This window comes from Burkholderia sp. KCJ3K979, assembly GCF_016759955.1.
Taxonomy (GTDB): Bacteria; Pseudomonadota; Gammaproteobacteria; order Burkholderiales; family Burkholderiaceae; genus Burkholderia; species Burkholderia orbicola.
The window spans coordinates 1-10,813 of the sequence record NZ_JACFYV010000221.1; the positions used below are offsets into that span (position 1 = coordinate 1).

Genomic DNA, 10,813 nt, shown 5'->3' on the forward strand with positions numbered 1-10,813 from the left:
GGCTGGGGCGCCGCCGTGTCGGCCGGCGTCGCGGGCGCGACCTTCTCGAGGCAATAGCCGAGGCCGCGCACGGTCGAGATCCGCACGCCGCTCGGTTCGATCTTCTTGCGCAGCCGGTGCACGTAGACTTCGATCGCGTTGTTGCTGACTTCCTCGCCCCATTCGCACAGGTGATCGACGAGCTGTTCCTTCGACACGAGCCGGCCGATCCGCTGCAGCAGCACCTCGAGCAGGCCGAGCTCGCGCGCGGAGAGATCGAGCACGTGATCGTTCGCGTACGCGATGCGGCCGACCTGGTCGAACGCGAGCGAGCCGTGGCGCACGACGGTCGGGCCGCCGCCGGCGCCGCGCCGGGTCAGCGCGCGCACGCGCGCCTCGAGCTCGTTGAGCGCGAACGGCTTGGCCATGTAGTCGTCGGCGCCGAGGTCGAGCCCCTTCACGCGTTCGTCGACGCTGTCGGCGGCGGTCAGGATCAGCACGGGGAGATTGGAATTGCGCGCGCGCAGGCGCTTGAGCACGTCGAGCCCGGACATTTTCGGCAGCCCGAGATCGAGGATCAGCAGGTCGAAAGTCTGCATCGACAGCGCGGTGTCGGCGTCGACGCCGCTCTTCACGTGATCGACGGCATAGCCCGATTGGCGGAGTGACCGGGTGAGGCCGTCCGCGAGTATGCTGTCGTCTTCGGCGATGAGAATTCGCATGTTGCTGACCGGTGCCGGCAGGGCGTTCGCGCCGGCGCGGCTGTCTCCGAAGTTATTCGTGCACAACGCTTTGCATTGCGGGCTTGCACAAAACACTGTTTTTTTATACAGTGTCTGCATTCGTGGGCAGCGCTTGAAGCGGGCGCGCCTCCAACAGACGCTGCTCATCATAGCAAAGGACGATTCATGGAAGATAGCAAGAAGGGCTCCGGGATGACCGCCGAGAAGAGCAAGGCGCTGGCGGCCGCACTCGCGCAGATCGAGAAGCAGTTCGGCAAGGGCTCGATCATGCGCATGGGCGACGGCGAGGCGGCCGAGAATATCCAGGTCGTCTCCACGGGGTCGCTGGGTCTCGACATCGCGCTGGGCGTTGGCGGCCTGCCGCGCGGCCGGGTGGTCGAGATCTACGGTCCGGAATCGTCCGGTAAGACCACCCTCACGCTGCAAGTCATCGCTGAACTGCAGAAGATCGGCGGCACGGCAGCCTTCATCGACGCCGAGCACGCGCTCGACGTCCAGTACGCGTCGAAGCTCGGCGTGAACGTGCCGGAACTGCTGATCTCGCAGCCGGACACCGGCGAGCAGGCGCTCGAAATCACCGATGCGCTGGTGCGCTCGGGCTCGATCGACATGATCGTCATCGACTCGGTCGCGGCGCTCGTGCCGAAGGCCGAAATCGAAGGCGAGATGGGCGATTCGCTGCCGGGTCTGCAGGCTCGCCTGATGTCGCAGGCGCTGCGCAAGCTGACCGGCACGATCAAGCGCACGAACTGCCTGGTGATCTTCATCAACCAGATCCGGATGAAGATCGGCGTGATGTTCGGCAACCCCGAAACCACCACGGGCGGCAACGCGCTGAAGTTCTATTCGTCGGTGCGTCTCGACATTCGCCGGATCGGCTCGATCAAGAAGAACGACGAGGTGATCGGCAACGAAACCCGCGTGAAGGTCGTCAAGAACAAGGTGTCGCCGCCGTTCCGCGAAGCGATCTTCGACATCCTGTACGGCGAAGGCATTTCGCGTCAGGGCGAGATCATCGATCTCGGCGTGCAGGCGAAGATCGTCGACAAGGCAGGCGCCTGGTACAGCTACAACGGCGAGAAGATCGGCCAGGGCAAGGACAATGCGCGTGAATTCCTGCGCGAGAATCCGGAAATCGCACGCGAGATCGAAAACCGCATCCGCGAATCGCTCGGTGTCGTCAGCATGCCCGATGGCGTAGCCAACGAAGCCGAGGCGTTGGACGAAGAAGAGTAATGGTTGTGCGCCGAGGTCAGGCTGGCGAGCCGGAGGAGAGCGACGTGCCCGAAACGGCGGGTCGCTCCGGCCGGCGAGCCGGTTCCTCGGGCGCTGACCGGCGGGGCGCAGGCGGCAACGCCGCGAACCGCACCGCGACGAGGGCATCCGACGATGCCCTCGTTTCATTTGAGATTGCCGCACCGGACGATCCGTTCGACGACGATGAGTCGTTCGACGCGCATGATCGCTCCCGCCGTCGCGTGTCCGGTGTCCGCTTCCCGGGCGATCGCGCCCCGGCCGATCGCACAGCCGATGCGCCCGCGACGGAAGATGTCTATACGCGCAGCAGCCAGCATCCGCGCCGCACACGCCGCGCAGCCGGTGCGTCTTTCGGCGCATCTTCCGGCGGCGCTGCTTCGAGCGACGCGCCGGGCGCCAGCGAGCGCAAGTCGTCGAAGCCGCCGCGGTCGTTGAAGGGCCGCGCGCTCGGCTATCTGTCGAGGCGTGAATACAGCCGCGCGGAGCTCGCGCGCAAGCTCGCACCCTACGTCGACGAAGGCGAGTCCATCGAACCGGTGCTCGATGCGCTGGAACAGGAAGGCTGGCTGTCCGACGCACGCTTCGCCGAGAGCCTCGTGCATCGTCGCGCGTCGCGTGTCGGCGTCGCGCGCATCGTCAGCGAGCTGAAGCGCCATGCGGTCGGCGACAGTCTCGTCGAAGAGGTGAATGCCCAATTGCGCGAGACCGAATTGACGCGAGCGCAGGCCGTCTGGCGCAAGAAATTCGGTGCACTGCCGCAAACGCCCGCCGAACGCGCGAAGCAGGCGCGCTTCCTGGCCGCGCGCGGCTTCTCGAGCGCGACCATCGTGAAGTTGCTGAAGGTCGGCGACGATTTCCCGATCGACGACTGAGCCGCCCGGTCGCGCGCGTGGCGCGCGATTTTGCTGCATTGCAACCGCTTCCGGACAGGCGGGAATACCCGCCGTCGCGGCAAACTGTCTCAAATACCCAATATGCTAAAATCCACGGGTTTTCCTCTTCGGCCTCAACCTCCAGCATGCCGCTATCCGAGCCCGTGCCCCGTCAGTTGCGACATCGACGCGCAATCCGAGCGGAAGCCTACGAGCGCGGCGACGGCTTGTGGGACATCGAAGCCTGCCTGACCGACCACAAGCCGCGCGATGTCGCGCTTGCGTCGGGCATCCGGCCCCAGGGTCTGCCGATCCACGAACTCTGGCTGCGCGTGACCATCGATCGTGACCTCAATGTCGTCGACGCCGAAGCGTCTTCGGAATGGGTGCCCTATCCTGGTCATTGTCAATCCGCCCCGCCCACCTATCGGGCCCTCATCGGGCTCAATCTCTTCCGCAATTTCCGCCGCAACGCGAACCGGCTGCTCGCCGGCGTCGCAGGCTGTTCCCATCTCACCGAACTGTGCGCCGTGCTGCCGACGGCCGCGATCCAGGCGTTCGCCGGTGACGTGTGGAACGTGCGCGAGGAGGGCGGCGAAGGGCCGGATCACGACGGCGCGCACGCCGAACCGCCTTTCCAGCTCGGCCGCTGCCGCGCGCTGCGATTCGACGGTGAGGTCGTGCGGCAGTACTACCCGCGCTGGTACGGCCCGATTCGGCCGGATCTGCCCGGTGAAGGCAGCACGAAGGAATGAACGGAAATCATTCGAAGAAGCGTCTTAAGCGACTTTTCATCCAACTCTCAGACTGAAGGGAATCACGCATGAAGATTCACGAGTACCAGGGTAAGGAAATCCTGCGGAAATTCGGAGTCGCGGTACCGCGCGGCAAGCCGGCGTTCTCGGTTGACGAGGCCGTCAAGGTGGCGGAAGAGCTCGGCGGCCCGGTATGGGTCGTGAAGGCTCAGATTCACGCGGGTGGCCGTGGCAAGGGCGGCGGCGTGAAGGTGGCGAAGTCGATCGAGCAGGTCCGCGAATACGCGAACCAGATCCTCGGCATGCAGCTCGTCACGCACCAGACCGGTCCGGAAGGCCAGAAGGTCAACCGTCTGATGATCGAGGAAGGCGCCGACATCAAGCAGGAACTGTATGTCAGCCTCGTCGTCGACCGCATCTCGCAGAAGATCGTGCTGATGGGCTCGAGCGAAGGCGGCATGGACATCGAAGAAGTCGCCGAGAAGCACCCGGAACTGATCCACAAGGTCATCGTCGAGCCGTCGACGGGCCTGCTGGACGCGCAGGCCGACGACCTCGCCGCGAAGATCGGCGTGCCGGCTGCGTCGATTCCGCAAGCGCGCGCGATCCTGCAAGGCCTGTACAAGGCATTCTGGGAAACCGACGCATCGCTGGCCGAAATCAACCCGCTGAACGTCTCCGGCGACGGCAAGGTCACCGCACTCGACGCGAAGTTCAACTTCGACTCGAACGCGCTGTTCCGTCACCCGGAAATCGTCGCGTACCGCGATCTGGACGAAGAAGATCCGGCTGAAATCGAAGCGTCGAAGTTCGACCTCGCGTACATCTCGCTCGACGGCAACATCGGCTGTCTCGTGAACGGCGCGGGCCTCGCGATGGCGACGATGGACACGATCAAGCTGTTCGGCGGCGAACCGGCGAACTTCCTGGACGTCGGCGGCGGTGCGACGACCGAGAAGGTCACGGAAGCGTTCAAGCTGATGCTGAAGAACCCGGACCTGAAGGCGATCCTCGTGAACATCTTCGGCGGCATCATGCGCTGCGACGTGATCGCGGAAGGCGTGATCGCCGGTTCGAAGGCCGTGAACCTGAACGTGCCGCTGGTCGTGCGCATGAAGGGCACGAACGAGGACCTCGGCAAGAAGATGCTGGCCGATTCGGGCCTGCCGATCATCTCGGCGGACAGCATGGAAGAGGCTGCGCAGAAGGTCGTCGCGGCTGCCGCAGGCAAGTAAGCACGCGCTAATGAACACGTAGGGCGGCGCGGTTTGCACGCGACGCCCATCGAACAGAGGTCAAAATACATGTCGATTCTGATCAACAAGGACACGAAGGTCATCACGCAGGGCATTACCGGCAAAACCGGTCAGTTCCATACGCGCGCCTGCCGTGAATACGCAAACGGCCGCGAAGCATTCGTCGCGGGCGTGAACCCGAAGAAGGCCGGCGAAGACTTCGAAGGCATTCCGATCTACGCGAGCGTCAAGGAAGCGAAGGCGGAAACCGGCGCGACCGTGTCGGTCATCTACGTTCCGCCGGCAGGCGCGGCCGCTGCGATCTGGGAAGCGGTCGAAGCCGACCTGGATCTCGCGATCTGCATCACGGAAGGCATCCCCGTCCGTGACATGATCGAAGTGAAGGACCGCATGCGTCGCGAAGGCCGCAAGACGCTGCTGCTCGGGCCGAACTGCCCGGGCACGATCACGCCGGACGAACTGAAGATCGGCATCATGCCGGGTCACATTCACCGCAAGGGCCGCATCGGCGTCGTGTCGCGTTCGGGCACGCTGACGTATGAAGCGGTTGCCCAGCTGACGGCACTCGGCCTCGGCCAGTCGTCGGCAGTCGGTATCGGCGGCGACCCGATCAACGGTCTGAAGCACATCGACGTGATGAAGATGTTCAACGACGATCCGGATACGGATGCGGTCGTGATGATCGGCGAAATCGGCGGTCCGGACGAAGCCAACGCCGCCGAGTGGATCAAGGACAACATGAAGAAGCCGGTGGTCGGCTTCATCGCGGGCGTCACGGCGCCTCCGGGCAAGCGCATGGGCCACGCCGGCGCGCTGATCTCGGGCGGTGCGGATACGGCCGAAGCGAAACTGGAAATCATGGAAGCGTGCGGCATCACCGTCACGCGCAACCCGTCGGAAATGGGCCGTCTGCTGAAGAAGGCGCTGTAATCATTTCCATTGGGCTCGTCCTGCAAAAAACGCCGGCTTTGCCGGCGTTTTTTGTTATGCTCCCGCAATGAATTCGTAAGCACCGGGCATGCGTTCTGCATGCGCCTACGATGAACCGGGCCGCCCGCGAGGCGGCCGTTGTCCTTTCCTCTCCGCTATGCTCGAATTCCTGACCTCGCTGCACTGGGGCGCCATTCTCCAGATTGTCATCATTGATATCCTGCTCGGCGGCGACAACGCGGTCGTGATCGCGCTTGCGTGCCGCAACCTGCCGGCGAACCAGCGGCTGCGCGGCGTCGTCTGGGGCACTGCGGGGGCGATCCTGCTGCGTGTCGCGCTGATCACGTTCGCGGTCGCGCTGCTCGACGTGCCGTTCCTGAAGCTCGGCGGCGGCCTGCTGCTGCTGTGGATCGGCATCAAGCTGATGGCGCCGGCCGCCGACGCGCACGACAACATCAAGCCGGCCGACCGGCTGTGGGACGCCGTGAAGACGATCGTGATCGCCGACGCGGTCATGAGCCTCGACAACGTGATCGCGATCGCCGGCGCGGCCGAGCAGGCCGATCCGTCGCACCGGATCGCGCTCGTGATCTTCGGGCTCATCGTCAGCGTGCCGATCATCGTGTGGGGCAGCACGCTGGTGCTGAAGCTGCTCGACCGTTTCCCGGTCGTCGTGGCATTCGGCGCCGGGCTGCTCGGCTGGATCGCGGGCGGCTTGATCGTGAACGACCCGGTCGGCGACCGCTGGCCGGTGCTTGATGCGCCGGAAGTGGTCTACGGCGCGAGCATCGTCGGCGCGTTGTTCGTCGTCGCGATCGGTTATGCGCTCAGGAAACGCCGCAGCGTGCCGCACGCGCACTGACTGGCCATCCGGCTGACTGCCGGCTTCGCGGCCCGCTGGCTACGATCGAGACGCCTGCCTGTATCGGCAGGCGTTTTTCGTTTCCGGAGCCTGTTCATGTTCGAAGCCTTTTCCGTTTCCCTGTTCCGTCGCGTTGCCGCCGATCTGCGGCACGCGAACCGGCCGTCGTCGCGCTGGCGGCTGGCCGGCTTCACGCTGATCGAACTGATGATCGTGCTGGCGATCGTCGGGGTCGTCGCGGCCTATGCGATTCCCGCGTACCAGGATTACCTCGCGCGCTCGCGCGTCGGCGAGGGGCTGGCGCTCGCGTCGTCCGCGCGGCTCGCGGTCGCCGACAACGCCGCGAGCGGCGCGAGCCTCGACGGCGGCTACAGCCCGCCGGCCGGGACCCGCAACGTCGAATCGGTCGCGATCGACGGCGCCACCGGCCAGATCACGGTTTCCTTCACCACCCGCGTCGCCGCGGCCGGCACCAATACGCTGGTGCTCGTGCCGTCCGCGCCCGACAAGGCCGAGGCGCCCACCGCGCGCGTGCCGCTCAAAAAGGGCGCGATACAAGCGGGCGCGATCGCGTGGGAATGCTTCGCGGCCGGCAAGGACGCGTCGTCGCTGCCGGCGCCTGGAGCGGGGCCGTTGCCGGGTAACGCCGCGACGCTGCCCGCGAAATATGCGCCCGCGGAGTGCCGCGCATAAGGCTGGCGGAGAAGCAGGGCGGCGGCGCCTGCGGCCTGCCGGTCGCCGCTTCGGCCGGCGGGGCCGCAGCCCGGCGCCGGCTCCCGGAGCGACGGCCCCGCACAGAGCAGGGAAAGTTTTGTATAGTGCGCCGGTTGCTGACATCCGGTTCGCTCATGCCTTCTACTTTTTCCCGTTCGTTGTCGCTCGTTGCGCTGGCTGTCGCCCTGATCGTGCCGTACGCGATCACGAATCACACGTATCCGATCCCGACCTTCTATTCCGAGTTTTCCGCGCTGGTGCTGTATCTGCTGGTGGGCGTGTCCGTCGTGCTGCTCGCGCGCACCGGCCGTCCGGCCGAGCCGTTTGCCGCGCCGGCCGCGTTCGTCGTCCCGCTCGGTTTTGCGGCGGTGCTGATCGCGCAGGTCGCGCTGATCCCGCTCAAGGTGCCGTCGATGAACTGGCTGGCGGTCGGTTATCTCGCGGCCGCGCTGGTCGCGATGCAGGCCGGCTACGCGCTCGCGCGCGACGGGATGGCGGAAACCGTGTCGCGGATGATGGCCGGCGCGCTGCTCGTGGGCGGCGTGTTCGCGGTCGGTACCCAGATCGTGCAGCTGTTCCACCTCGAAGCGGCCGTCTCGCCGTTCGTCGTCGTGTACAACATCGCGGTCGACCGTCGTCCGTACGGCAACATGGCGCAGGCGAACCACCTGGCCAGCTACATCGCCTTCGCGCTCGCGGGCGCGCTGTATCTGGTCCAGACACGCCGGCTCGCGGTGTGGGCCTGGCTCGCGTTGTCGCTCGTACTGTCGGTCGGTCTCGCGCTGACGGTGTCGCGCGGGCCGTGGCTGCAGGTGGCGGTGATGGTCGTCGCGGGCTTCTGGATGGCGTGGGTCGAATCGCGCCGCACGCCGGGCAATGCGCGTGCGTGGCTGATACCGGTCGTGCTGGCGGTCGCGTTCATCGCGGTGAACGTCGCGGTGCGCTGGGCCAACGTGCACTATCACCTGAATCTCGCGGAGTCGGCCGCCGACCGGATGCGCGACGCCGGGCAGATCGCGCCGCGCCTCGCGCTGTGGAAGTACGGGCTCGCGATGTTCCGCGAGCATCCGCTGCTCGGCGTCGGCTGGGGCGAATTCCCGTCGCACCAGTTTGCGCTCGTGCGCACGCTCGGCGGCGTCGAGATCGCGAACAACTCGCACGACATCTTCATCGACCTGCTCGCGAAGTCCGGTCTCGTCGGGCTCGGCGTGCTCGCCGTCACGCTCGTCATGTGGTTCGTGCGCACGGTGCGGGCGCCGCAGTCGAGCATGCGCGTGTTCGGCTTCGCGCTGATCGGCATCCTGCTGATGCATGCGCTGGTCGAGTATCCGCAGCAATACATGTTCTTCCTGCTGCCGGCGATGTTCGTGATCGGGCTGCTCGAGGTGAAGCCGCTGCGCATCCTGCCGGGGCGTGCGGCATTCGGGCTGTTCGCGGTGCTGTCGTTCGGCGGCGTGCTGGCGGCGGTGCCCGTGCTGCGCGACTACCAGCGCGCGGAAGTGCTCTATTACGGCAGCAGCCCGGCCGCGCAGTATCGCGATGCGCCGTCGCTGCTGTTCGGCGCGTGGGGCGATTACGGTGCGGCGACGCTGCTGACCATTTCGCCGGACAACCTGCCGCTCAAGCTCGCCGCGCACGAGCGCGCGATCGCGCTGCTGCCCGGCGAGACGGTGCTGCGCCGCTATGCGGTGCTGCAGGCGCTGGCCGACCGCGAAGCCGACGCGCTCGATACCGTCGCGCGCCTGCATGTGTTTGCGAAGGAGTTGAAGGACTGGCCGCAACAGCTGGCCGCGTTGTACAAGCTGTGCGGCGATGAGCCGGCGCTGAAGACGTTCAGGGCGGCCGTCGTCGCGAAATACGGGGAAGCGCCGGCCGACGAGGGCGACGACTCGGACGACGACGATTCGGATTGACGCGTGTCGTGCGCGCCGGAACGGGGAATTCCGGCGTTTGTCTGGCCGTGATGAAAGCGGGCTGACGTCGTCGGCGCAACATGGCCCGGCGCATCACGCGCTGAGCCGATCGGCTATCGATTACGTCGCGGATCGCTTGGATTCGGGTCGAAGGGGCGGCGATTCGCGTCAACCATTGTCAAATCGCCGCCTGCTGACCGGGCGGCGCGGGCACAATGCGCGAAAGGGCTCGCGTGCGCGTCGGCGTGGGGCGCAGGCGGTGCCAATACGGCACACTTCCCGGTTATCCGGGGATTGCGCCGAGCAGGATCGCGGCCGGGCATCGCTCGGCCGTGCGGCCGTAACGGGGCGCCGGTCCGATGGCCGCGGCGCAGTGCGACACACGCGATGCGGGCGGGGGAAGGCCTCGGCTGCGCGGCGCGTGTGCCCAGAACAGTGCTGAAGAACGATATTCGACCATGGCCATTCGCTCGACCTACCTGACCCTGCCCGCCGTCGCGATGCTGTTTTCCGGCTGCGCGATGCTGTCGTCGTCGCAGGAAAGCAAGCTGACCTGCCACATTCCGCGTGCCGTCTATCCGGATACCGCGAAGCCGCTCACGCGCCCGGCGACCGTGCTCGTGCGCGCGCTGATGACGACGTCCGGCGAAGCGCAGAACGTCACCGTGACGACGAGCAGCCGCAACGCGGCGGCCGATCGCGCGGCCGTCGAAGCGATGACGCACGCGAGCTGCGTGCAGACCGGCGCGACGGCGAATCCCTTCTTGCTCACGCAACCGTTCGTGTTCGAGCCGCGGCGCGACCAGTGACGGGCGGGCTTGCCGCGCGCCGATAGCCGCGCCGCTGCACGCGGCTACAGGAAGTCGATCCGTGCGGCAGGCGGCGCCGCGCGCTCGATATGCACTGCCGCGGAACCGGCACCCGAATCGCGACCGGGCCCCGCGGCAATCGCATCGGAACGATCAGAACTGCCGCTTCTTGAGCGTATAGGCGACCAGCGAATACAGTGTGTTCGTTTGGGCATTGAAATACCCGCCCTGAGCCGGTTTGTCCTTGCTCGAGTTCCAGGTCTTCCCACCGTCGCTGCTGACGAACGTGACATCGAGCGGCGTGCCGTTGCGGCTGGAGTCGGTTGCGTAGACGAGCAGCAATCCGTCCCGGCCCACGCTCAGACTATCGAGCGTCAGCGTGTCGTCAAACGAATGCAGCTGCCGCACCTGCTCAGGCGCATCGTTCGTCCAGGTGGAAATGGCGCCGACGCGTTTTCCCTTGTCGGCGGGATTATCTAAATTACGCGGTTCGCCGAGGCGCGACAGCGCGTAAAGCGCATAGTGATTCGACGCGATCGGGGACGAGGACAGGTTGACGACCACCTGTTCGGGCAAAACGGCATCCAGGGCGAACCCGGATTGCTCCCAGCCGAGCCGATAGACCACGCTTCCGGCGGAACCATGCTCGGACTTCTCGACGTGGTACGCCACGCGCAAGGTACCGTCCGGGCCGAGGTCGATGCCGTCAAAGTTACGGCGGGG

At 66.1% G+C, this 10,813-nt stretch carries 10 protein-coding genes and 1 pseudogene; 9 read left to right on the forward strand and 2 right to left on the reverse strand.

Annotated features, from left to right (window positions below):
• The coding region (locus tag H3O04_RS29840) for a response regulator transcription factor (protein ID WP_202589038.1) at positions 1–701 on the reverse strand (701 nt) is incomplete at its 3' end.
• 186 nt (positions 702–887) lie between these two features.
• Between H3O04_RS29840 and recA the strand changes: the two genes are divergently transcribed.
• The 9 genes from recA (at position 888) to H3O04_RS29885 (ending at position 10,090) form a co-directional block, all read left to right on the forward strand.
• Positions 888–1,958, forward strand: a complete 1,071-nt coding sequence (gene recA / locus H3O04_RS29845) for a recombinase RecA (protein WP_011546125.1) — start codon at positions 888–890, stop codon at positions 1,956–1,958.
• The gene (gene recX, locus H3O04_RS29850; RefSeq protein WP_202589039.1) at positions 1,958–2,851 is read left to right on the forward strand and encodes a recombination regulator RecX; all 894 of its coding nucleotides are present in this window, start codon (positions 1,958–1,960) and stop codon (positions 2,849–2,851) included. Before recA ends, recX begins: the two co-directional genes overlap by 1 nt.
• A gap of 146 nt (positions 2,852–2,997) precedes the next feature.
• Positions 2,998–3,606, forward strand: a complete 609-nt coding sequence (locus tag H3O04_RS29855) for a DUF2889 domain-containing protein (protein WP_011546123.1) — start codon at positions 2,998–3,000, stop codon at positions 3,604–3,606.
• Between the two features lie 68 nt (positions 3,607–3,674).
• Positions 3,675–4,841 carry an ADP-forming succinate--CoA ligase subunit beta gene (gene sucC, locus H3O04_RS29860; RefSeq protein ID WP_006477915.1) on the forward strand — a complete coding sequence of 389 codons (1,167 nt, stop codon included), beginning with the start codon at positions 3,675–3,677 and terminating at the stop codon, positions 4,839–4,841.
• A gap of 69 nt (positions 4,842–4,910) precedes the next feature.
• Positions 4,911–5,792: a succinate--CoA ligase subunit alpha gene (gene sucD, locus H3O04_RS29865; RefSeq protein ID WP_006477916.1), complete on the forward strand. Its 882-nt coding sequence runs from the start codon at positions 4,911–4,913 to the stop codon at positions 5,790–5,792.
• A gap of 157 nt (positions 5,793–5,949) precedes the next feature.
• Complete coding sequence (locus tag H3O04_RS29870; RefSeq protein ID WP_011546122.1) at positions 5,950–6,654, forward strand: TerC family protein; 705 nt, start codon at positions 5,950–5,952, stop codon at positions 6,652–6,654.
• 96 nt (positions 6,655–6,750) lie between these two features.
• Positions 6,751–7,347, forward strand: coding sequence for a pilin (locus H3O04_RS29875; RefSeq protein ID WP_011546121.1), 597 nt, complete (start codon positions 6,751–6,753; stop codon positions 7,345–7,347).
• Between the two features lie 155 nt (positions 7,348–7,502).
• Positions 7,503–9,281, forward strand: coding sequence for a PglL family O-oligosaccharyltransferase (locus H3O04_RS29880; protein WP_202589040.1), 1,779 nt, complete (start codon positions 7,503–7,505; stop codon positions 9,279–9,281).
• A 458-nt stretch (positions 9,282–9,739) separates the two neighbouring features.
• Positions 9,740–10,090 (forward strand): TonB family protein, encoded by a 351-nt coding sequence (locus H3O04_RS29885; RefSeq protein ID WP_202589041.1) that lies wholly within the window; start codon positions 9,740–9,742, stop codon positions 10,088–10,090.
• Between the two features lie 153 nt (positions 10,091–10,243).
• On the opposite strand, the pseudogene H3O04_RS29890 reads toward H3O04_RS29885, so the two are convergent.
• Positions 10,244–10,813 (reverse strand): annotated as a pseudogene (locus H3O04_RS29890) (glycosyl hydrolase); the annotation flags it as partial.

Excerpts from the sequence above, each read along its gene's own strand:
- H3O04_RS29885 (WP_202589041.1), top strand. The coding sequence starts at position 9,740 with ATGGCCATTCGCTCGACCTACCTGACCCTGCCCGCCGTCGCGATGCTG.
- recX (WP_202589039.1), top strand. The coding sequence starts at position 1,958 with ATGGTTGTGCGCCGAGGTCAGGCTGGCGAGCCGGAGGAGAGCGACGTG.
- H3O04_RS29855 (WP_011546123.1), top strand. The coding sequence starts at position 2,998 with ATGCCGCTATCCGAGCCCGTGCCCCGTCAGTTGCGACATCGACGCGCA.
- sucD (WP_006477916.1), top strand. The coding sequence starts at position 4,911 with ATGTCGATTCTGATCAACAAGGACACGAAGGTCATCACGCAGGGCATT.
- H3O04_RS29880 (WP_202589040.1), top strand. The coding sequence starts at position 7,503 with ATGCCTTCTACTTTTTCCCGTTCGTTGTCGCTCGTTGCGCTGGCTGTC.
- H3O04_RS29875 (WP_011546121.1), top strand. The coding sequence starts at position 6,751 with ATGTTCGAAGCCTTTTCCGTTTCCCTGTTCCGTCGCGTTGCCGCCGAT.
- H3O04_RS29870 (WP_011546122.1), top strand. The coding sequence starts at position 5,950 with ATGCTCGAATTCCTGACCTCGCTGCACTGGGGCGCCATTCTCCAGATT.
- recA (WP_011546125.1), top strand. The coding sequence starts at position 888 with ATGGAAGATAGCAAGAAGGGCTCCGGGATGACCGCCGAGAAGAGCAAG.
- sucC (WP_006477915.1), top strand. The coding sequence starts at position 3,675 with ATGAAGATTCACGAGTACCAGGGTAAGGAAATCCTGCGGAAATTCGGA.